Origin of the sequence: Sphingomonas faeni (genome assembly GCF_003053745.1) — a bacterium.
Lineage (GTDB): Bacteria > Pseudomonadota > Alphaproteobacteria > Sphingomonadales > Sphingomonadaceae > Sphingomonas > Sphingomonas faeni.
The window spans coordinates 205172-226859 of record NZ_QAYE01000008.1 but is presented as its reverse complement, the minus strand read 5'-3'; the positions used below and the strand labels follow the sequence as shown (position 1 = coordinate 226859).

Genomic DNA, 21688 nt, shown 5'->3' with positions numbered 1-21688 from the left:
GGTGGGCAATGCTAAAGCAGGTTACGTTCAGTTTGGCGTTCGTCCTCGCGACGGCCCCAGCTATCGCGCAGCAGCCGGCGACCGCGGACAAGGTGGCTGACAAGACGGCCACCAAGTCGCACCCGAAGATCTGCAAGCGATCGGCCCCGGTGGGGTCGATGATCGAAACGCGTCGTGACTGCCACACGCGAGAGGAATGGAACGAGATGGCGCAATCCGCTCGCGCGACGGGCCAGGATATGGTCGATCGGTCCGCGGCTGGCGGCCACTAAGTAGAGCTTCACGGTCATTATGAACGCCGATGTTACTTCGCGGTTAGACGGCCTGCTGCGCGACGCCGATCGCGCGCAGCGGACGGGCGACAAGGCTAGGGCTACTGCGGCGTTCCGCGATATCCTGGCGATCGCACCCGACCATCCGGTCGCGCTTAACGCCCTCGGGATGGCGGCGTTGGGGCGTGACGACCGCGCGGCGGCGGAATATTTCGCGCGGGCAGCGGCTGCCGATCCCGCCGCCGCACCGCTCTGGATGAATCTGGCGAGCGCGCATCGCGGGTTGGGCGATGCCGTGGCGGAACGGACCGCGCTGGAGCGGGCGCTGGCGCTCGACCAGCGCAACCTGATGGCGAACGTGCGCCTCGCCGAACTGCTCGACAGGATCGGCGATGCCGCGCAGGCGGCGTTCCGCTGGGGCGGGGTGGCGACGATCGTCCAGTCGATGGCGGACCGATCGCCACCGCTCGATCAATTGCTGGCGCGCGCGTCGGACCGGATCGCATTCCATGCGCGTGCGCTGTCGGACGATGTCGATGCCGCGATGCAGCCGTTGCGAGCGGGCGCGGACCCTGCGCAGCGTCGCCGGTTCGATGCGTGCGTCGATGCAATGCTGGGGCGTCGGACGATCTACGCACCCGCGCCGCACGGGATGCATTTCCCGTTCCTCCCGGCCGATGAGTTCTTCGCGCGCGACCATTTCGCCTGGCTGGCGGAGTTCGAGGCGGCGACGCCCGTCATCCTCGCCGAACTGAAGGCGTTGCTAGCCGAACCGTCGGCGGGCTTCACACCTTATGTTGCGATGCCGCTCGGCACGCCGGCCAATCTGTGGAGTCCGCTCGATCACTCGGACCAATGGAGTGCGCGCTATCTCTGGCGTTACGGGGTCCGCGACGACGCGGTCTGCGCGCGGTGTCCGCAGACCGCGGCGATCCTCGATGCGTTGCCGCTGGCGGATATTCCGGGCCGCGCACCGACCGCATTCTTCTCGGTCCTCAAACCGGGCACGCATTTGCCGCCGCACACCGGGGTCAGCAACATTCGTTCGGTCGTGCATCTGCCGCTGATCGTGCCCGACAAATGCGGCTTCCGCGTCGGTGGCGAGACCCGCGAATGGCGCGTCGGCGAGGCGTTCGTGTTCGACGATACTATCGAGCACGAGGCCTGGAACGACAGTGACACTATCCGGGCCGTCCTGATCGTCGATGTCTGGAACCCGCATCTGACGGCTGACGAGACGACGATGCTGCGCCACCTGTTCGGGGCGCTCGGCAGCAAGCTCGGCAATAGCGGAGACGTTGCCGACTGAAGCCGGTGTCGATGGGCCGGCTGCGGCGAGGGCTCAGCCAGTGTCGATCGCCACGCCCTGATAGGTGTCGATAGCCTCGAAGATGTCGGTCAGCGCGGCGCGTTCGTCGGCGGTCAGTTCGGGCCGCCAAACCTCGAACAGCAGGACGATCCGGGTTTCCGTGCCGCGGTTCCACGCCTCGTGCTCGAACGAATCGTCGAAGATCAGCATCTCGCCGGCTCGCCACGCGCGCGTTTCCGCGCCGACCCGCAGCGCGCATCCTTCGGGTGCGATCAGCGGCAGATGACAGATCAGTCGCGTGTTGAGCATCCCATGATGCGGCCGAATGTGCGTGCCAGGCTTCAGCAACGAGAAGATCGCCATCGGCGAGCGACCCGCGATGATCGGGATCGGTGCTTGCTCGAGCGCGGCCATGGTATGCGGACAGGACGATGCGTTGGGTTCCACGCGCTCGCCACCGCGCCATAAATGGAATGCGCTCCAGCTTGGATCGTCGAGCAACGGGTTGGCCGGCGCGGGGCGGTCTGGCGTCGATTGGACATAGGGCGCAAAGCCCTTCTCGGCCGCGACGACGCTTTCCAGCTCGGCACGCATGTCTGCGGTCGCGGCCTCGATGGCGGCAACCCACGCGAACTCGTCGCGCTCGAAGAACGCACGCTGCGCAAGCCCGGGAAAATAGAACATCGACGGGTGTTGCAGATACAGTTCGCGCTGCCCGAGGAGCAGGTCGAGCGCGTACCGCGTACGCCCCCCCGATACGCCAGCGGCAAGACCCGTCCCCGCCAGCGCATCGCCGAGATGTGCGGCAAACCGTTTCGCGCAATCCGCCAGGAACGCTTCACCGGCCTTCAGCATCGGCACCAGCACGGGCGCGATCGTGGCATCCGGCAGCGTAGCGACGTTCAGCGCGGTGCGATAAAAGGATTGCGCCGCGCGCTCGTCGCCGCGTCGGACCTTCAGCGCGGCCATCGTCAACAGCGCAGCCAGATGGCGTGGTTCTGCTGCCAGGAAATGCACCAGCGCGGTTTCCGCCTCGTCGTCGCGGCCGAGCGACTGTGCGGCTTGTGCGATCAGGAACCACGGCGCGGGCATGCCCGGTGCACCGTCGCGTAGAAGGGACAGCGTTTCATAGGCGCGTCCCGCATTACCGTTGCGGAGCGCAGCCATCCCCTCGCGCGCGAGATTTTCTGCTTGAGGCCGGGTGAGTTGCATTCCTCCAGCGTAACGATGTGGAGGCGGATGCCAAGTGCGCGGGTCTCAACCTGACTTGAGGCGTGGCATGCTCCAGCCTGGGAATGCCACGCGACCACGATAGGCACATTTCGAAGTGTCGATAATCGATCATGCGACGTGGTGATAAAGGACCCGTAGCGAAGCCAAGGCTGTGACCAGTCCGCGGCCACGCTGTTGGCACAGTCGGGCGTGCTACTGGCGGCGGCTTGCCGATAAATACGGCAGATCCGGAATATGATAAGACTTGGCTGGGGCGGCAGGGTTCGAACCTGCGCATGGCGGCATCAAAAGCCGCTGCCTTACCACTTGGCGACGCCCCAACAGAGGCGGCCTTATAGCGGGGCAGCGGCGTGTGAAAAGCCCTTGCGGACGTCAATCCGCGAGATGGTGCAGCCAGTTGTTCTCGTCCGGCGCGGTGCCACGCTGGATCGAGACGAGCGCGTCGCGCATCCGCATCGTCAGTGCGCCCGGAGCACCGTCGCCGATCGTGAAGCGGCCCTCGGGGCTGGCCACCGTGCCGATAGGCGTAACCACGGCCGCGGTGCCGCAGGCGAACGCTTCGACCAGACGGCCGCTGGCAGCGTCTGCGCGCCACTGGTCGATCGTGTAGCCTTCCTCGCGGACCGTAATGCCGTTCGCGCGTGCGAGTGTCAGGATCGAGTCGCGGGTGATGCCGGGCAGGATCGTGCCGGTGAGGGCAGGGGTCGCCATGCTGCCGTCGTCGAACACGAAGAAGATGTTCATGCCGCCGAGTTCCTCGACCCAACGCCGCTCGGCGGCATCGAGGAAGACGACCTGATCGCAGCCGTTGCGGATCGCCTCGGACTGCGCGAGCAGGCTGGCGGCGTAGTTGCCGCCGCACTTGGCCGCGCCGGTGCCGCCCTGAGCAGCGCGCGTGTATTGCTGGCTTACCCAGATCGACACGGTGGGGGCGCCGCCCTTGAAGTAGGCGCCGACCGACGAGGCGAGCACCATGTAGAGATATTCGGCTGACGGCTTCACGCCAAGGAACACTTCGCTCGCGAACATGAACGGCCGCAGGTACAGCGCGCCGCCGTCGCTCTCAGGTATCCAGTTCGCGTCGGTCTTCACGAGGCGCTCGACCGATTCGAGGAACAGTTCGGTCGGCAGCTCGGGCATTGCGAGGCGTCGGGCCGAATCCTGGAAGCGACGCGCATTCGCCTCGGGCCGGAACAGCGCGGTGCCGCCGTCGGCAAGCCGATACGCCTTCATCCCCTCGAAGATCTCCTGCGCGTAATGCAGCACCGACGACGCCGGATCGATCGTCAGTGGCGCGCGTGCGGTGATCCGCGCGTCATGCCAGCCCTCGGTCTCGCTGTAGCGGATCATCGCCATGTGATCGGTGAAGACTCGCCCGAATCCGGGATCGATCAGCCGCTTCGCCCGCTCGTTCGCCTCGACCGGAGTCGCGTTCGGCTCATGGCGGAAGGCGGAAGGCGGCGTAAAAGCTGGAACGGACATCGAAAATCTCTCTCGTTGCGGGTTGCCGACGACTACGGGCGATGTCTAAACCGGTCAACATGTCTGCCACAGCTTCGTCCGCCTCACCCCTGTTCCTTCGCGAACCCGAACTCCGCCGCGGCATGGAGCTGCTGTACTTCGGCTATAGCCACCTGACCCGATCGATCGACCAGGGTCTCGCCGAAGAGGGGCTGGGGCGCGCACACCACCGCGCACTGTATTTCATCGCGCGAAAGCCCGACATGACGGTGAGCGAACTGCTGTCGCTGCTGGCGATCACCAAGCAGTCGCTGGGACGCGTGCTGAACGAACTCGCCGACCGCAAGCTGGTCGAGACGCGGCCGGGCGAGCGTGACCGACGGCAGCGGTTGCTGCGGTTGACGGCCGAGGGCTCGAAGATGGAGCGCGAATTGTTCGAGGCTGCGCGGATCCGGATGGCCGAGGCGTATGCGAGCGCCGGGCAAAGCGCGGTCTCGGGGTTCTGGGCGGTGCTCGAGGGACTGGTGCCCGAGGCGGACCGTTCGCAGGTGTTCGGCCTGCGCGGTTAGGTGATGCGCCGGAGGGCAGGCGGGCTCACGCGGGACGATTTGGCGTTGACGTCGCCGCAAGGACTGTGGCACTCGGCCGGTCATCGAGAGCCGGTGCAAGACCCGGACCGACAGGCGTAGACCGCCGTTCGCGGGTGTAGCTCAATGGTAGAGCTTTTGCTTCCCAAGCAAGTGACGAGGGTTCGATTCCCTTCACCCGCTCCACGTTTTCGCTGAAATCATGAACGTCGCCGTTCCGCGTCCGCGTACGGCCGGCGTTCTACATCGGCTCCGCGAGTTGCGTACGGTTCCTGCCGCCGGACTTCGCTGCGTAGAGCATCGTGTCCGCACGTTCGAGCCAGGCGGTAAGCGTGTTGAAGGATGCGGACAGTTCAGCGACGCCGAAGCTCGCGGTTACGTGGATCGGACCGCCGCCATGGAGCGTCATCGGATGATCGGCGATGGTATTCCGAAGTCGCTCCGCGACGACGAGCGCTGCCGCGCCGCTGGTTTCCGGCATCAGGAGGGCGAATTCCTCGCCGCCGAGACGACCGAACAGATCGCAAGGGCGTAGTGTCGTTTCGGCAATGCTGGCGATTTGCTTCAGGACCTGATCACCGATCGAGTGGCCGTAAGTATCGTTCACCCGCTTGAAATGATCGACGTCGATCATGATCAGCGAACTTGCCCGCCCGTAGCGAAGCGTACGCTCCATTTCCCGTTGCGCCTGGTCGACGAAGCCACGTCGAGTCAGCGCGCCGGTAAGGTGATCGACTTGTGCGATCAGCCGCAATTCGAGTTCGTCGCAAACGATGTTGGCGAAATTGCTGAGGATGGCGATGTCCGCAGGGCTGAACCGTCTCGGCCGGGTATCCATCGCGCACAGCGCCCCGACATTGTATCCTTCGGGCGTGCGCAGGGGGATGCCCGCATAGCTCCGCACATAGGGCGGGCCCACGACGAGCGGACTTTCGGCGAACCTCGGGTCGGCCAGAGCATTTTCGATGATCAACGGGTCGCGTTGCTGGATCGTATGCGTGCAGAAGGATACCGCGCGGGGCGTTTCGCTCTGCTCCATGCCGCGTCGCGCCTTGAACCATTGCCGATCGCGATCGACAAGCGTCACGGTCGCCACGGGTACCGCGAGCACGGTGCGGACGAGCGTGACGATCTTTTCGAACGGCTCTTCGACCGCGGTGTCGAGCACGTCGAGGCGACGCAAGGCTGCGACCCGGCCATCATCGTCGTCCAGCAACAGAGCTTTATCCATGATGCGCTGCCTTCATCATCGCGCGGATTGCTACGGTGAGATCGTCGGCATAGCTGTCGACCAGCGTGCGGATGCTCGCATCGACGACGTCCTCGCCGAGTCCCGCCGCCCGCAGGCTGACGATCAGTTCGGCGAGATGTGCCTGGTGACGCTGTACGCTGGCCAACAACTCCGCGGGGATCTCGAGCGGTTCCGCCACGCTGGGAGTAGGCTGAAGTTGATCGATGCGCACTTTCGGCCCCTCATGGTGGTCCCGAGTCTTTACAACCGAACGGTTAACAGAGCTCAAACGAGGTAGTGCGACACTACGACAGAGCGAAGAGGTTGAGCGGTGCCGCATCGATGCGAACGACAACGCGTGCCTCGCGCCACTCGCCAGTACTGGCTTGCGTAAACGACGTTGCTGACCGTCAGGCGGACGTCTCGGTCGGCGCATACCAGCCGAGCGCTTGTGAAATCTGCGTCGCGGTGTGCTTTAGCGCGACCAGTGCTTCGTCGGCGGAGATATGCGGCGTTTCGTCGATGACCTCGAGGAACGGGATGGTCAGCGCGGCAACGACGTGGCCGTCAAAGCCGAAGATCGGGCAACTGATGTCGGAAACGCCGCCCATCCGTGCGCTGCGGATCGACTCATAGCCGCGTTTGCGAATGGCGGCAAAGGCGGCATCGAGCGCGTCGCGGTCCGCCGGGGTCATCGTTTGGTTGAGTATCGCGGATCGAACATCGTCGGCCATGAAGGCAAGCAGGACGTGACCCGAGCAGTTTGTCGCCAAGGCTATGCTGGTACCCAGCCGGACGGCGAAACCGGTCGGGCCCGGGCTTTCCTGTCGAAGGATGATCAGTCCCGACGTGCCGTTGACGACGACGAGGTGGCAGGATTGCATCGCGGTCGCCGCCAAGGTCTGCATCAGCGGCGCGGCGACGTGCGTCAGTTCCTGCGCGGGGGTCGCGCGGTGCGCCGTTTCGAGGAGCTTGTAGGTCACGCGGTAGCGATCGCTGCCGGGATCCTTGTGTAGCCAGCCGCGCCGGTCGAGCACGACGATCACGCGGAAGAGTTCGCTGATCGACCGCGACAGGCGAGTGGCGATCTCGCTTACCGTCAGGCCGTTCGGTTCGCGCGCGAGCAGTTCGATGATGTCGATCGCCTTTTCCAGTGCGGGCGCGGAATAGACACGCGGACTGGCGCTGTTGATATCTGGCGGCGGCGGCGGCGAGGGAAGCGGCATGGTCGAAGCTATCGTGATTGCGGGCGCGATCCTTATGCCGCAAGCGCGCGGACGCGGAACAACAATCTTTCATATCTGAAAGTTGCTGGCGGGGGCGTTGGCTTGCTAGGGGACGTCGCACGCCGCGATTTCGGGATCGACGTGCACAATATGGGAGATGCCGCATGACGATCGCCTCGACGCTCGATTTCCGCGAGGCTGCGCGTAAGCGACTGCCGCGGTTCCTGTTCGAGTATGCCGATGGTGGCTCCTATGCGGAGGCGACGCTCGCGCGCAACGTCAGCGACCTGTCGGGGATCGCGCTGCGGCAGCGGGTGTTGCGCGATGTGTCCGATCTCGATCTGTCGACGACGCTGTTCGGTCAGCACCAGACGTTGCCGGTCGGGCTTGGGCCGGTCGGGATAGCAGGCATGTACCATCGCCGCGGCGAGACTCAGGCGGCTCGGGCCGCGCATGCCGCGGGCGTGCCGTTCTGCCTGTCGACGGTGTCGCTCTGTTCGCTCGGCGAGGTGGTGAAGGCGGCACCGACGGGGCCGACCTGGTTCCAGCTCTACGTCATCCGCGACCGGGCGTTCATGCGCGATCTACTCGCCACGGCGAAAGCGGAGGGTGCGAAGGCTCTGGTGTTCACGGTCGATATGCCGGTGCCGGGCGCGCGCTACCGCGATCAGCATTCGGGAATGTCGGGGCCGCGCGCGCCGCTGCGCCGGATGTTGCAGGCGATGGGGCGGCCTGGCTGGGCGTGGGACGTGGGCTTGCGGGGCCGACCGCACCAACTGGGTAATCTGGAGCCGGTGTTGGGCAAGGCGAGTGGGCTGAACGATTATATGGGCTGGCTCGGCAGCAATTTCGATCCGTCGATCGCGTGGAAGGACCTCGAATGGATCCGCGACGGGTGGGATGGGCCGCTGATCATCAAGGGCATCCTCGACCCCGACGACGCGCGCGAGGCGGCGGCGATCGGTGCGGACGGGATCGTCGTGTCGAACCATGGCGGCCGGCAACTCGACGGCGTGTTGTCGAGCGCGGCGGCGCTGCCGGCGATCGCGGAGGCGGTGAAGGGACAGCTTACGGTGCTGGCGGATTCGGGCGTGCGGTCGGGGCTCGACGTGGTGCGGATGCTGGCGTTGGGAGCGGATGGCGTGCTGCTCGGCCGGGCGTGGCTGTATGCGCTGGCAGCACGGGGAGAAGCTGGGGTGACGCAATTGCTGACGCTGATCGAGCGGGAGATGCGGGTGGCGATGGCGCTGACGGGGGTGCGATCGATTGCGGAGATCGACCGGGGTATTCTGGTCTAGTCTTCCAACCTCGAGACAAGCATGTTTCCCCGCGAAGGCGGGGACCCAGACTGGGCTCCCGCCTTCGCGGGAGAACAAGGAGGTGCGCGGCGCGCTAAGTTGCTCAATGGATCGTCGGCGGCACCATCTCACCCGACAGCGTCCGCCCGGCCTTCACTGCGAACGCCAGCACCACCAGAAAGCACACGGCCGGCACGAGCATCGCAGTATCGATCCCGGCGAGGTCGGAGATATGCCCCATCAGCCCGGTCAGGACCGCGCCGCCGATGATCGCCATGATGATCAGCGAGGCGCCCGCACGACGGAGCGGGCCGAGTCCGTCCATGCCGAGCGCGAAGATCGTCGGGAACTGGATCGACATGAACAGGCTGGCGAGCACCAGCGCGTACAACCCGACCTGCCCACCGACGAGACCTGCGACGGCGGCGAGCACGGCACTGACCATCGCGAAGATCGCCAGCAGGCGAGGGGGCGCGATCCGGCCCATCAAAGCGGTGCCGGCGAAGCGGCCGATCCCGAACAGCACGAGGCTGGCGAACAGGTAATCCGCGGCATCGTGCTCGGCCATGCCGGGGACGTTCGCCTGTGCATAGCGGATCGTATAGCTCCAGATGCCGACCTGCGCGCCGACGTAGAAGAACTGCGTCACCGTCGCGAAGATCAGCCGCGGGTGGCGGAAAACGTCGACGAACCGCGACGGTGCGCCGACGGTCTCTTCGGCGCGGTGCTCTGGAAAGCGGATCACCGCGGCGGCGACCGCGAACAGCAGCACGACGAGGCCGATCACCAGATAGGGCGTCTGCACCGCGACGACTTCGCTGCGATAGAAGGCCTCGCGCGCCGCCGGGCTCATCGCCGCGACCGCGTTCTCGTCGTGGACGATCGCCGACAGGATGAAATACTTGCCGATCAGCACGCCCGCGACGGTACCGACCGGGTTCGCCGCCTGCGCCCAGTTCAACCGCTTGGCCGCGGTCGTCGGGTCGCCGAGTTCGGTCATCAGCGGGTTCGCCGACGTCTCGAGGAACGCCAGCCCGCACGCGATCACGAACAGCGCGGCGAGGAAATACAGATACTCGCCGTAATGCGCGGCGGGATAGAAGAGCAGCGCCCCCGCCGCATACAGCACCAGCCCGGTGACGATCGCGGTCTTGTAGCCCTTCGCGCGCGTCACCAGCGCGGCCGGCACCGCGAGCAGGAAATAGCCCATGTAGAAGGCCTGCTGGACGAAGCTGGTCTGGAAGTCGGTGAGCGTGAACGCCTTCTTGAACTGCGCGATCAGGATGTCGTTGAGGTTGTTCGCCATCCCCCAGAGGAAGAACAGCGCGACCGTCAGTACGATCGCCGGCACATATTTCCTGTCGGCGGTCGTTCCGCTCATGATCCACTCCTGCTTATGTTTTCGTTCGTCAGTCTATCGCACGGTCGAGATGGGTATAGCCGCCATCGACATAGAGCCACTGGCCGGTCGTGTGGCTTGCCCGGTCGGAGAGCAGGAACACCACCGTATCGGCAATCTCGCGATCCTCGGTCATGCGGTGGCCGAGCGGAATGCGCGCGACGATGCCGTCGAGCTTCTCCGCCGGATTGTCGAAACTGTCGATCCAGCGCCGGTAGAGCGGCGTCATCACCTCTGCGGGGATCACCGCGTTGACGCGGATCCCATCGCCGCGCAGCGCCACCGCCCATTCGCGGGTCAGCGCCAGTTGCGCGCCTTTGGCGGCGGCATAAGCGCTGGTGTCGCCCTGACCCGTGACCGCGGTCTTCGACGAGATGTTGACGATCGCGCCGCCGGTCTTGCGCATATGCGGCACCGCGTGATGCGCCATCGCGAAATAATGGACGAGGTTCTGGTCGAGCGACGCGCGAAACTCCGCCGGCGTCCGGCCGAGCCCGATATTGTCGTTGGCACCGGCGTTGTTCACCAGCCCGTCGATCCGACCATAATGTGCGACGGTCGCCTCGACCGCCGCCGCGCACGCATCGTCGTCGGACAATTCGGTCGCGACGAACAGATGCTCGGCCGCGAAGTCCTCGGGCGCGCTGCGCGACACGATCACCGGGATCGCGCCTTCCTCGGCCAACCCCCGGGCGATGGCGAGGCCGATACCGGCCCCGCCACCCGTGACGATCACGACCTTGCCGTCCAGCCCCAGCTTCATCCGGCGAACCGATAGTCGATCAGCGACTGCGGCCTCATCTCGATCGAATAGCCCGGCAGCGTCGGCGGCATGTACGCCGCATCGCGGATCACGCAGGGGTCGACGAAATGCTCGTGGAGATGGTCGACATACTCGATCACGCGCCCCTCCTTGGTCCCGGAGAAGCAGAGATAGTCGATCATCGAGAGATGCTGGACATATTCGCACAGGCCGACGCCGCCGGCATGCGGACAGACCGGCAGGTCGTACCGGGCCGCGAGCAACAGCACCGCCAGCACCTCGTTGACGCCGCCCAGACGGCAGCTGTCGATCTGCACGACGTCGATCGCGCCTGCCGCCATGAACTGTTTGAACATGATCCGGTTCTGGCACATCTCGCCGGTCGCGACCTTCACCTCGCCGATCGCTTCGCGGATCGCCTGGTGGCCGAGGATATCGTCGGGGCTGGTCGGCTCCTCGATGAACCAGGGTTTGGCGAAGGCGAGCGCGTTGACCCATTCGATCGCCTGCGGCACGTCCCACACCTGGTTCGCGTCGATCATCAGCTTGCGGTCGGGCCCGAGCACTTCGCGCGCGATCGTCAGGCGACGGATATCGTCCTCAAGATCGCGACCGACCTTCAGCTTGATGTAATCGAAGCCGGCGTCGACGGCTTCCTGCGCGAGCCGCCGCAGCTTGTCGTCGGGATAGCCGAGCCAGCCCGCCGACGTGGTGTAGCAGGGAAAACCGGTCGCGTCGAGATCGGCGATCCGCTCGGCCTTGCCTTCCGCGCGCTTGGTCAGCAACGTGAGAGCGTCCTCCGGCGTGATCGCGTCGGTCAGGTATCGGAAATCGATCGTGCGGACCAATTCCTCCGGGGTCATGTCGGCGACGAGGCGCCAGACGGGCTTGCCGACCGCCTTCGCCCACAGGTCCCAGATCGCGTTGACCACCGCGCCGGTCGCGAGGTGGATCGCGCCCTTGTCGGGGCCGATCCAGCGCAACTGGCTGTCGCCGGTCAGATGCCGCCACATCCGCCCCGGATTCTCGATGATCCAGTCGAGGTCGAGCCCGATGACGAGATGCCGCATCGCCTCGATCGCGGCGACGCAGATGTCGTTACCGCGCCCGATCGTGAAGGTCAGGCCGTGGCCTTCGAGCCCATCCGTATCCGTCTCCAGCACGACATACGCGGCCGAATAATCCGGATCGGGGTTCATCGCGTCGGACCCGTCGAGCCCCGCGCTGGTCGGGAAACGAAGGTCGATCGTCCGCAGGCCGGTGATGGTCGTCACGCGGCGGCGACCATCGTCTGAGTCTGCTCGCCGAGGCCGTCGATGCCCAGGCGGACGGTCTGGCCTGCACGCAAATACACCGGCGGCTTCTGGCCTAGGCCGACGCCCTTGGGCGTACCCGTCGAGATGATGTCGCCGGCTTCGAGCGTGCAGAAGTCGCTGAGGTAGGACACGATCGTCGCGACGTCGAAGATCATGTTGGCGGTGGTGCCGTCCTGATACCGATGGCCGTCGACTTCGAGCCACAGACCCAGCTTTTGGGGATCGCCGACCTCGTCCGCGGTGACGAGCCAGGGACCGATCGGCCCGAACGTATCGCAGCCCTTGCCCTTGTCCCACGTACCGCCGCGCTCGAGCTGGAGCGCGCGCTCGGACACGTCGTGGACGACGCAATAGCCGGCGACATGCGACAGCGCGTCTTTCTTGGCGATGTGGCGGCCGGGCGTACCGATGACGACGCCGAGTTCGACCTCCCAGTCGGTCTTTTCCGAGCCGCGCGGGATCTCGACATCGTCGTTCGGGCCCTGGATCGCGCTGGTCCACTTACCGAACACGACCGGCTCGGCGGGGAGGGCCATGTTGCTCTCGGCGGCGTGGTCCGAATAGTTCAGGCCGATGCAGATGAACTTGCCGGTGCGCGTGACGCACGGCCCGATCCGCGGCGCGCCATCGACCTTGGGTAGGGTCGACACGTCGAGCGCTGCGATCTTAGCGAGGCCCTCGGGCGACAGCAGGTCACCGGCGATATCGCCGAGGTCCGCGGGCAGCGCGCGGATCGCGCCGTCCTGATCGAGGATGCCGGGCTTTTCTTGGCCGCGCGGGCCGTAACGCAATAACTTCATCCGGAATTCCTTTAGTTGACCCAGCCGCCGTCGATCACGTGGACCGCGCCGGTGGTGAAGCTCGATTCGTCGCTGGCGAGATACAGGAACAGCGCGGCGATCTCTTCGGTACGGCCCAGCCGGCCCATTGGCTGGCGCGCGACGAACGCCGCGTCGGCCTCACTGACCGAAATGCCCTGAGTCCCTGCCTGCGAGACGATGCGTTCGCGTAGGGACGGGGTCTCGATCGTGCCTGGGCACACGCAGTTGCAGCGAATCCCGCGGCCGACGAAATCGGCCGCCACGGCCTTGGTCAGCCCGACAACGGCTGCCTTCGATGCGCCGTAGGCGTAGCGGTTGGGGATGCCCTTCACGCTCGACGCGATGCTGCTCATGTTGACGATCGCACCGCCGCCGCGTGCGAGCATGCCGGGCAGGAACGCGCGGGTCATGCGGTGCATCGCGTGGACGTTGAGGTCGAACGACAGCATCCAGTCGTCGTCGCTGCCTTGCAGGATGTCGCCCGCCGCGACGAAGCCGGCGACGTTGGCGAGAATGTCGATGTCGCCGATCGTGGCGGGCAGCGCGGCGATCGCGCGCGCGTCGAGCAGGTCGACGACGAGACGTTCGACGCCGTCGATGGCCTGCAGCGCATCGCCATCACGATCGAGCGCGAAGACGCGTGCGCCCTCGTCGCGGAAGCGTTCTGCGGTGGCGCGGCCGATGCCTTGTGCCGCCGCGGTCACTACCGCAGTCTTGCCGGACAGTTTCATTCCATCTCCTGCGCGTCATTGTGCGTTTCGGTGGTTTTATTAGTCAAAGTGACTTTTGAAAAGGGGCGGCGGCGCTATTGTCGCGGGAGTACGCCGTATCGAAGGAATTTCCGTGACGTATCGCATTGTGACCGCGCTGGACCTCGTCGACGACGCAGACCTGATCGCCGCCTATCGCGAACGCCACGCGCCGGGCGCCGTGTGGCCCGAGGTCGTGCGCGACATCGTCCAGCGGGGGTATCGAGAGATGGAGATCTGGCAGGTCGCCGACCGGCTCGTGATGATCGCCGAGGTCGAGGACGATTTCCCACGCGCGGCCGACCCGGCGTTGCAGCCGGTCGTCGCGTCCTGGGAGACGGCGATGGACGTGTATCAGAAGCCGATCGCTGCGGCAGGGCCGAAATGGGCGGTGATGGAGCGGATCTTCTCGCTCGCTGATCAGACCGCCAGCTGATCTCTCTTCGGTTTGGTGCCGTTAGGGCGTGAGCGTCACGAAGCTGTCCATTACGCGCTTGCGGCCGGACTGTTCGAAGTCGATCTCCAGCTTGTTGCCTTCGATCTCGGCGATCAGCCCGTAGCCGAACTTCTGGTGGAACACGCGCATGCCGAGCGACAGGTCGTCGCGGCCCTTGTTGCCGAGGCTGATCGCGCTGGAGCGGCTTTCGACGACGCGGGCGGGTTTGGTGGAGAAGGTGCTGCCGGTGCCTGATGCGCGTTGCCAACCGGGGCCGCGGCCAGTGCCGCGTGCAACGTCGGCGAACGGATCGGCGCGGTCGGACCAGTTGGCTTGCCAGAGGCTCGCACCGCCGGACATCGTGGTTTCGGTGTCGATATGCTCAGGCGGAAGTTCGGCGACGAAGCGTGAGGGGATCGACGAGTTCCACTGGCCGTAGATGCGGCGGTTGGCGGCATGGATAATGACCGCCAGTCGCCGGGCGCGCGTAATCGCGACATAAGCGAGGCGGCGTTCCTCCTCGAGGCTCTTTACGCCGCCTTCGTCCAGGGAACGCTGTGACGGGAACAGGCCTTCCTCCCAGCCGACCAGGAAGACCGTGTCGTATTCAAGGCCCTTGGCGGCGTGGATGGTCATGATCGTGACCTGCGGATCCTGCGCGCCGCCCTCGTTGTCCATTACGAGCGACACGTGTTCGAGGAATGCGCCGAGCGAGTCGTATTCCTCCATCGCGCGGACGAGTTCGCTGAGGTTCTCGAGGCGACCGGTAGCCTCGACCGATTTCTCGGCCTGGTACATCGCGGTGTAGCCGCTCTCGTCGAGCAACTGCCGCGCGAGTTCGGCGTGCGGCAGGCTGGTCGCCATGTCGCGCCAGCGGGCGATGTCACCGACCAGCCGGCCGAGCGACTTCTTCGCCGCGCCGGTCAGTTCGTCGGTGTCGAGGATGCGCGCGGCTGCCGTCGTCAGCGGTGTTCCAGTAGCGCGGGCAAGCTGGTGGATTCGCGCGACCGCCTTGTCGCCGAGGCCCCGCTTGGGGACGTTGACGATGCGTTCGAAGGCGAGGTCATCCGCCGGCTGGTTGACGACGCGGAGATAGGCCAGCGCGTCGCGGATTTCGGCGCGTTCGTAGAAGCGGAAGCCGCCGACAATCTTGTACGGCATGCCGATCGCGATGAAGCGGTCCTCGAACTCGCGCGTCTGGTGCTGCGCACGGACCAGGATCGCGACCTCGTCCAAGGATTTGCCCGAGCGGCGGACGATGTCGATTTCCTCGCCGACGCGGCGCGCTTCCTCGGGGCCGTCCCAGACGCCGATGACTTTCACCTTCTCGCCGACGTCGCGCTCGGTCCAGAGCTGCTTGCCGAGCCGCCCGCCATTGTTGGCGATCACGCCCGACGCGGCGCCGAGGATATGCGGCGTGCTGCGGTAATTCTGTTCGAGGCGGATGACCTTCGCGCCCGGAAAGTCGCGTTCGAACTTCAGGATGTTCTCGACCTGCGCGCCGCGCCACGAATAGATCGACTGATCGTCGTCACCGACGCAGGCGATGTTCTTGCGCTCCTGCGCGAGCAGCCGCAGCCAGAGATATTGCGACGAGTTGGTGTCCTGATACTCGTCGACCATGATGTATTTGAAGCGCTGCTGATATTGCGCGAGCACGTCGCGGTGCGTCTTCAGGATGACGAGCATGTGGAGCAGCAGGTCGCCGAAATCGCAGGCGTTGAGCGCGATCAGGCGCGCCTGATATTGCTGGTACAGCTCGCCACCGCGGCCGTTGGCATAACGCTCGCTTTCTCCCGCATCGATATCGGCGGGGACGAGACCCTTGTTCTTCCACTGGTCGATCAGCCCCGCGAGGCTGCGCGTCGGAAAGCGCTTCTCGTCGATGTCGGCGGCGAGGATCAGTTGCTTCAACAACCGCAACTGGTCGTCGGTATCGAGGATCGTGAAGTTCGATTGCAGCCCGACGAGCTCGGCATGACGTCGCAGCATCTTCGCGGCGATCGCGTGAAAGGTGCCGAGCCACGGCATGCCCTCGACCGCGTCGCCGACCAGCCGCCCGACGCGTTCGCGCATCTCGCGCGCGGCCTTGTTGGTGAAGGTGACGCTGAGGATCTCGGACGGCCACGCCTTCTTGGTGAAGATCAGGTGCGCAAGCCGTGCCGTCAGCGCCGCGGTCTTGCCGGTGCCGGCGCCGGCGATGATCAGCACGGGCCCGTCGGTGGTCAGCACCGCCTCGCGCTGCGGCGGGTTGAGACCGCGCAGATAGGGAGGCTCTGCTTGCGGCGCGGACGTTTGGGCGATCTGGTTCACCGGTGAACAGGTAGGGAACGGGGGCCGATGGGGCAAGCGGGTATGGCTTGCGCGGTTCGACGATACGTGGAACAAGTTGAGAACATAGAGGGAGGCGGGCATGCTGGCGGGACGATGTCATTGCGGAGCGATCAGCTATGTCGCGGAGGGCGAGCCCGAGCATCACGCGCTGTGCCATTGCGGCGATTGCCGGCGAAGCGCGGGTGCGCCGATGGTAGGCTGGATCGCATTCAGATCCGAGCAGGTGACCATCTCGGGCGATCCGGTGACGTATGAATCGTCGGCGAGCGGTCGGCGTCAATTCTGCGGACGGTGCGGGACGGGACTGTTCTATACCAATGCCGAGTATCTGCCGGGGATCATCGACGTGCAATCCTGTACGCTGGACGATCCCGAGGCGGTCGCGCCGGGTGCGCATATCCAGGTGGCCGATCGCTTGGCGTGGATGGCTGACGTGACCGCACTGCCGACGTTCGAGCGATATCCCGGGATGTGATCGAACGGTCGAGGTAGAGTTTCTGCGCGTCGTCGGACCGACGCCAAACCGTCGCGCGAGCGTAACGAACCACGGGTAGGGGATGCGCAGCGACGTGGTTCGTCGTCGGAGATGCCGCACCCAGAAAGGTGTCCCGACGCGCTGGCGCCGTCGCCCGCAGGCATAGCCTTGCGGACCGCAGGACCATTTGAGGAACATCATCATGAAGCTTTTCATCAGCGTCGCTTCGGCGGCGATCGTCGGCGCTTGCCTGTTTTCCACGGTCGCTTCGGCGAGTTCCGGGCGCGACCCGGTATCGGTGCGCGTGTCGCGCGCCGGGCTCGACCTGACCAGCGACGCCGGGCGCACCGCGTTCCAGCGCCGGCTGCGTTCGGCGATCGTCGGCGCCTGCCAATCGCACGGTGTCGGCCTCGCGGCGCTCGCCGACGCGCAACAGTGCCGCAAGGAAATGACTGCGGATGCGGACGTGAAGATGGCCACTTTGTTCGGCCGCAATGGCATGCAGCTCGCGAGCATCGGTGAAGCTCGGTGAATTAACTCGCTGATTAAGGTCGAGGAGGTTGGTTCCGAACGATCCTCCCCCGCAAGGGGGAGGTGGCGCCGAAGGCGACGGAGGGGGAAGACACGGAACAGGTGTTATCCCTGCCTCCCCTCCGTCTGGCAAGGGCCAGCCACCTCCCCCTGGCGGGGGAGGATTGTAGAGGGCGACGTCCCAAATAGGGTCGAACGATCGCTTGATTTACATCTGTCATAAGATTGTCATCGTAAGGGCCGACTGCACATTCCTATGGCAACCTCCACATTTGCACCCGATGCGGTGACGGCTGATTCGAGCGCTACCGCTGCGCCGCATACCGGTCCCAAGCTCGATCATTCGCTGCATCCGTCCGGGCGCTGGATATTCCTCGCAGTGCTGATCGGCGGACTCGCCTATGCCGGGTTCAGCATCGCGTTCGATACCGCGCAGGTCGGCGAGAGCCTGGCGGGCGGGGCGTTCGCGTTCCTCGCGCTGGCGCTGCTGATCGCGCTCGGGTTCGAGTTCGTGAACGGGTTCCACGACACCGCCAACGCGGTCGCAACCGTCATCTACACGCACTCGATGCCCGCGCCGCTCGCGGTCGTCTGGTCGGGATTCTTCAACTTTCTCGGCGTGATGCTCTCGTCGGGCGCGGTGGCGTATTCGATCGTCACGTTGCTGCCGGTCGACCTGATCCTCAACGTCGGCAGCGTCGGCGGGTTCGCCATGATCTTCGCGCTGCTGCTCGCGGCGATCCTGTGGAACCTCGCGACCTGGGCGGTCGGGCTGCCCAATTCGTCGAGCCACGCCCTGATCGGCTCGATCCTCGGCGTCGGCCTTGCCAACCAGATCATCAACGGCGGTGGCGCGGACGGCACGTCGGGCGTCGACATGGTGCAGGTCTGGAAGGTTCTGTCTGCGCTGGCGTTCAGCCCGATCGTCGGGTTCGTCGGCGCGCTGTTGCTGTTGCTCGTGATGAAGCGCTTCCTGCGCGACAAGAAGCTGTACGAGGCGCCCGAGGGCCAGACGCCGCCACCGCGCGGCATCCGCGCGCTGCTGATCGGCACCTGCACAGCGGTCAGCTTCGCGCACGGCAGCAACGACGGGCAGAAGGGGATGGGGCTGATCATGCTCATCCTGATCGGCTGCGCGCCGACCGCCTATGCGCTGAATCGGACGATGCCCGAGAGCGCGATGCCCGCATTCGTGCAGTCGGCGCAGGCTGCATCGGCCGCGTACCGCGCGCATGCCGACGGCGCGCCGGCCGACGTGGCGACCTCGCGCGCGCAGGTCACCAAGGCGCTGAAGACCAAGCACGTTGCCGATCCGGTCATCTATGGCGCGCTGGCGACGCTGTCGGACGACGTGTCGAGCAGGATCGCAAGCTATGGGTCGCTGGGCAAGGTGCCTGCCGCGGCGACGCCGAACCTGCGCAACGACATGTACCTCGTGCTCGATACGACCAAGCTGATCGCCGAGGACAAGTCCGCGCAGAGCCGCTTCACCGCGCAGGAGATCACGACGCTCAAGAGCTACAATAGCGGGCTCGAACAGGGCACGCGCTATATCCCGACCTGGGTGAAGGTCACCGTCGCGCTGGCGCTGGGTCTCGGCACGATGGTCGGGTGGAAGCGGATCGTCGTCACCGTCGGCGAGCGGATCGGCAAGACGCACCTGACCTACGGCATGGGCGCGTCCGCCGAACTGGTCGCGGCGGCGACGATCCTGCTGGCGGTGAAATACGGCATGCCGGTGTCGACCACGCACATCCTGTCGTCAGGTGTCGCGGGCGCGAGCGTTGCGAATGGCGCCGGGTTGCAGCGGCGGACCGTGATGAACATGGCGCTGGCGTGGGTGATGACGCTGCCGGTGGCGATGCTGCTGTCGGGCGGGCTGTACTGGCTGTTGCTGACGCTGGCGCATTCGTTCGGGTATTGAGCGGCTCGGCCGTCATCCTGGCGAAAGTCGAGATGACGGCGGTAGGTTAGATCGGAAGGGTGCCGGTCGCAGCGGGGGAACCGGTCCTTGGCGCTGCGGGTTGCCGGAAACATGCGATTACGATGCTCGATCTGTGGGAACTGGGACTGGCTCGTGCGCGAGGATTGGTTCGAGTGTAGCCACTGCCGCCTGCTTGTTCGCGACGCGAACGAGGTCGGTGCGGTTGCCGACGAGATCGTCGCGCGGTTGCGAAGCGAGCTTGTCGACCTACAGCGCGATCCTGCGGAGCGCTGGATGCTCGACCCAGCCGGTTTGCGGAACGCGGCGTGGCGGTTCGGGTTCGAGGTGGAGCCGGTCGCCGTTGCGCGGGGCGATGTCCGCTTTCCTCCCGATTACCGTCCAGCCCAAGCGCAATCGGCTTCCGCGACGACTGTGCCGCACGCGATAGGGCTCGGCATCATGGCGCGGCCCGCCGACGCCAACGACATCGTCGAGATCGCGACCGATTATCGCACAGCGTTTGCCCGGATCGTCGTCCTGCTCGACGGCACGGCAGACGAGGCAGGCGAAATCGCAGCGCGGGTTCCGTGGATCGAAGTCGCCCATCACCCTCTCGCCGGCGATTTCGCCGCGCAGCGCAATCGCCTCCAGGACGCGATGCAGACCCGCTGGGTGTTGCAGATCGATACCGACGAGCGCCCCGACACCGCGTTGCTCGACGCGCTCGGCTGGCTGGTCGCGGCGGCGGATCGCGACGGGTTGCGCTCGCTCGGCCTGCCGCGCCGCAACCTCGTCGACGGGGTGCAGTCCGCGTCCTATCCCGACATCCAGTACCGCCTCAATCGCAGCGACATCCGCTTTGCCGGCCGCGTCCACGAGCGCCCGGTCGTGGCGTTCGTCGAGAGTTCGCTGGCGCTGGCCGGCGCGCTCGAACATCGGCTCGATGGCGAGCGGGTGCGCGAGCGGACGCGGATCTACGAGGCGATGTCGACCGGCGCGGGCAGGCCGGAGGACGAGGCGTTGTTGCTCGCCCCCTTCGATCCTATCGCGGTGCGATAGACCGCGGTCGTCTGCGCGGACAGGGTATCGCGCGTGAACATCCCCGACGCCCGCCGGCTCGCCGCGGCGTACTGTGCACGCAAGGCCGGGTCCTCGATCAGCCGCTGGACCTGCGTGGCGAGGTCGTCGCCGGTGCAGGCCTTGGCGAGTAATCCGGCACCGCTTTCGCCGATGAACAACCGTGCGCTCGGATCCTCGGCGCAGGCGACGACCGGTCGGCCGAACATCATCGCTTCCTGGTACACCAGCCCGAAGCTCTCGTAGCGCGAGGGCGCGACGATGACGTGCGCGGCGCTCATCAGGTCGTGCAACGTCGGTTCGTCGACCCGGTGATGGCATCGCAGCCGCGCTCGCGCGGTGGACGGAAGCGCTTTCAAATCGTCCGCATGAACGCCGACGATCGTCAGGCGGAAATCGCGCATCCCGGCATCTGCGCGCCGGGCGAGGATCCTCAGCGCCATGATCAGGGCATCGAATCCCTTACGATGCTCGTCACGTCCGACGAACAGCAGTTCGATCGGCTGGTCCTGGGGAACATCGTCGGGATAGGCTGCGGCCGTTCCTCGGGCCACGATCTCCGGCGGCAGGCTGAGGCCGATGACCGCGTGATGCCCGGCTGGTCCTGGAGCTTCGACGCCGTACAATGCTGCGATCTTCTCGCCGTGAAGCTGCGTGTTCGAGATCAATGCCTTGCTGAAGCGCGCTGCGATCCGCTCCGCGAGCATCGCCGCGCGCCGATCGAACCGGTCGCGGAGACTCGTTACCGTCTCGGCCGAGGTCGCTGCCGGGGTCGAGTTGCGCGTCACCAACGGCGCAGGACCGGTGAGCGCGATCGTTAGTCCCGGCGCGTACCAGTTGGTCGCCTCGACCACGTCGAACGGCTCGCGACGGTGCTCGCGTGCGACTGCCCGCCGGAACGCGAACGGCGCGACGAGGTGCCCGATCCCGGCGATCTTGCGCAGGCGCGCGGCGAGCGAGCCCTCGCGCAGACCGCAACCGACGACCGACACCCGGCCGTCGTGGCTGTCGTAGCGCCGGTCCATAGTGAAGACACAGACGTCATTGCCAGACTGTGCCAACGACTGCGCAATCTCGCGCGCGGCGCGAGTAAGTCCGCTCTTTTCAGGAGGATAGGCCCAGGTGAGTAGAGCGATCCTCACAGCGATCGATCACCGAGAGAACGAGGCGCCGCAGGGAACGTAATAACCTGCGTCAATACCGGCATGTAAAGTATCATCGGCCCGGAACTCGGCAACCCCGTGAG

21 protein-coding genes and 2 tRNA genes are annotated in these 21688 nt (G+C 65.8%); 10 read left to right on the top strand and 13 right to left on the bottom strand.

Annotated features, from left to right (window positions below):
- Nucleotides 1–8: 8 nt before the first annotated feature.
- Complete coding sequence (locus tag C8J25_RS15560) at nt 9–272, top strand: hypothetical protein (protein ID WP_107955302.1); 264 nt, start codon at nt 9–11, stop codon at nt 270–272.
- Between the two features lie 19 nt (nt 273–291).
- A complete protein-coding gene (locus tag C8J25_RS15555) occupies nt 292–1581 on the top strand; it encodes an aspartyl/asparaginyl beta-hydroxylase domain-containing protein (RefSeq protein ID WP_107955301.1) in 1290 nt (429 codons plus the stop codon).
- 33 nt (nt 1582–1614) lie between these two features.
- Here C8J25_RS15555 and C8J25_RS15550 read toward each other — a convergent pair whose 3' ends face one another.
- The 3 genes from C8J25_RS15550 to C8J25_RS15540 form a co-directional block, all read right to left on the bottom strand.
- Nucleotides 1615–2748 carry an aspartyl/asparaginyl beta-hydroxylase domain-containing protein gene (locus tag C8J25_RS15550; protein WP_244187144.1) on the bottom strand — a complete coding sequence of 378 codons (1134 nt, stop codon included), beginning with the start codon at nt 2746–2748 and terminating at the stop codon, nt 1615–1617.
- A gap of 311 nt (nt 2749–3059) precedes the next feature.
- A tRNA-Gln gene (locus C8J25_RS15545) sits at nt 3060–3134 on the bottom strand.
- A 52-nt stretch (nt 3135–3186) separates the two neighbouring features.
- Nucleotides 3187–4296, bottom strand: a complete 1110-nt coding sequence (locus C8J25_RS15540; RefSeq protein WP_107955299.1) for a branched-chain amino acid aminotransferase — start codon at nt 4294–4296, stop codon at nt 3187–3189.
- A 59-nt stretch (nt 4297–4355) separates the two neighbouring features.
- On the opposite strand from C8J25_RS15540, the gene C8J25_RS15535 reads away from it, so the two are divergent.
- Entirely contained in the window at nt 4356–4844 is a 489-nt protein-coding gene (locus tag C8J25_RS15535) for a MarR family transcriptional regulator (RefSeq protein WP_167397735.1), read from the top strand.
- A 130-nt stretch (nt 4845–4974) separates the two neighbouring features.
- A tRNA-Gly gene (locus C8J25_RS15530) sits at nt 4975–5048 on the top strand.
- A 55-nt stretch (nt 5049–5103) separates the two neighbouring features.
- Here C8J25_RS15530 and C8J25_RS15525 read toward each other — a convergent pair.
- The 3 genes from C8J25_RS15525 to C8J25_RS15515 form a co-directional block, all read right to left on the bottom strand.
- The gene (locus C8J25_RS15525; RefSeq protein WP_107955297.1) at nt 5104–6093 is read right to left on the bottom strand and encodes a sensor domain-containing diguanylate cyclase; all 990 of its coding nucleotides are present in this window, start codon (nt 6091–6093) and stop codon (nt 5104–5106) included.
- Nucleotides 6086–6325 (bottom strand): hypothetical protein, encoded by a 240-nt coding sequence (locus tag C8J25_RS15520; RefSeq protein WP_146173354.1) that lies wholly within the window; start codon nt 6323–6325, stop codon nt 6086–6088. The genes C8J25_RS15525 and C8J25_RS15520 overlap by 8 nt, the downstream gene beginning before the upstream one ends.
- Nucleotides 6326–6503: 178 nt before the next feature.
- A complete protein-coding gene (locus tag C8J25_RS15515) occupies nt 6504–7319 on the bottom strand; it encodes an IclR family transcriptional regulator (protein WP_107955295.1) in 816 nt (271 codons plus the stop codon).
- A 164-nt stretch (nt 7320–7483) separates the two neighbouring features.
- On the opposite strand from C8J25_RS15515, the gene lldD reads away from it, so the two are divergent.
- Nucleotides 7484–8617 carry an FMN-dependent L-lactate dehydrogenase LldD gene (gene lldD / locus C8J25_RS15510; RefSeq protein ID WP_107955294.1) on the top strand — a complete coding sequence of 378 codons (1134 nt, stop codon included), beginning with the start codon at nt 7484–7486 and terminating at the stop codon, nt 8615–8617.
- A gap of 103 nt (nt 8618–8720) precedes the next feature.
- Here lldD and fucP read toward each other — a convergent pair whose 3' ends face one another.
- From fucP to C8J25_RS15485, 5 genes are read right to left on the bottom strand one after another with little or no spacing between them, the layout of a single operon-like run.
- Nucleotides 8721–9998, bottom strand: a complete 1278-nt coding sequence (gene fucP, locus C8J25_RS15505; protein WP_107955293.1) for an L-fucose:H+ symporter permease — start codon at nt 9996–9998, stop codon at nt 8721–8723.
- Nucleotides 9999–10026: 28 nt separating this feature from the next.
- Nucleotides 10027–10779 (bottom strand): L-fucose dehydrogenase, encoded by a 753-nt coding sequence (locus tag C8J25_RS15500; RefSeq protein WP_107955292.1) that lies wholly within the window; start codon nt 10777–10779, stop codon nt 10027–10029.
- Nucleotides 10776–12053 carry an L-fuconate dehydratase gene (locus C8J25_RS15495; protein WP_107955291.1) on the bottom strand — a complete coding sequence of 426 codons (1278 nt, stop codon included), beginning with the start codon at nt 12051–12053 and terminating at the stop codon, nt 10776–10778. The genes C8J25_RS15500 and C8J25_RS15495 overlap by 4 nt, the downstream gene beginning before the upstream one ends.
- Complete coding sequence (locus tag C8J25_RS15490) at nt 12050–12895, bottom strand: fumarylacetoacetate hydrolase family protein (protein ID WP_107955290.1); 846 nt, start codon at nt 12893–12895, stop codon at nt 12050–12052. Before C8J25_RS15490 ends, C8J25_RS15495 begins: the two co-directional genes overlap by 4 nt.
- 11 nt (nt 12896–12906) lie before the next feature.
- Nucleotides 12907–13647 (bottom strand): SDR family oxidoreductase, encoded by a 741-nt coding sequence (locus tag C8J25_RS15485; RefSeq protein WP_107955289.1) that lies wholly within the window; start codon nt 13645–13647, stop codon nt 12907–12909.
- A gap of 112 nt (nt 13648–13759) precedes the next feature.
- Here C8J25_RS15485 and C8J25_RS15480 point away from each other — a divergent pair, with 112 nt between their 5' ends.
- Nucleotides 13760–14101, top strand: a complete 342-nt coding sequence (locus C8J25_RS15480; RefSeq protein WP_244187143.1) for an L-rhamnose mutarotase — start codon at nt 13760–13762, stop codon at nt 14099–14101.
- 21 nt (nt 14102–14122) lie between these two features.
- Here C8J25_RS15480 and C8J25_RS15475 read toward each other — a convergent pair whose 3' ends face one another.
- Nucleotides 14123–16405: an ATP-dependent helicase gene (locus C8J25_RS15475; RefSeq protein WP_107955370.1), complete on the bottom strand. Its 2283-nt coding sequence runs from the start codon at nt 16403–16405 to the stop codon at nt 14123–14125.
- A 109-nt stretch (nt 16406–16514) separates the two neighbouring features.
- On the opposite strand from C8J25_RS15475, the gene C8J25_RS15470 reads away from it, so the two are divergent.
- The 4 genes from C8J25_RS15470 to C8J25_RS15455 all read left to right on the top strand — a co-directional run bounded on the left by C8J25_RS15470 (nt 16515) and on the right by C8J25_RS15455 (nt 20424).
- A complete protein-coding gene (locus tag C8J25_RS15470) occupies nt 16515–16910 on the top strand; it encodes a GFA family protein (RefSeq protein WP_107955288.1) in 396 nt (131 codons plus the stop codon).
- 202 nt (nt 16911–17112) lie between these two features.
- Nucleotides 17113–17442, top strand: a complete 330-nt coding sequence (locus C8J25_RS15465; protein ID WP_107955287.1) for a UrcA family protein — start codon at nt 17113–17115, stop codon at nt 17440–17442.
- 255 nt (nt 17443–17697) lie between these two features.
- Entirely contained in the window at nt 17698–19365 is a 1668-nt protein-coding gene (locus C8J25_RS15460) for an inorganic phosphate transporter (protein WP_107955286.1), read from the top strand.
- Nucleotides 19366–19518: 153 nt separating this feature from the next.
- The gene (locus C8J25_RS15455) at nt 19519–20424 is read left to right on the top strand and encodes a glycosyltransferase family protein (protein WP_244187142.1); all 906 of its coding nucleotides are present in this window, start codon (nt 19519–19521) and stop codon (nt 20422–20424) included.
- Here C8J25_RS15455 and C8J25_RS15450 read toward each other — a convergent pair.
- Nucleotides 20340–21584 carry a glycosyltransferase family 4 protein gene (locus C8J25_RS15450; RefSeq protein ID WP_107955285.1) on the bottom strand — a complete coding sequence of 415 codons (1245 nt, stop codon included), beginning with the start codon at nt 21582–21584 and terminating at the stop codon, nt 20340–20342. The two genes, C8J25_RS15455 and C8J25_RS15450, sit on opposite strands and share 85 nt — an antisense overlap.
- Nucleotides 21585–21688 lie beyond the last annotated feature (104 nt).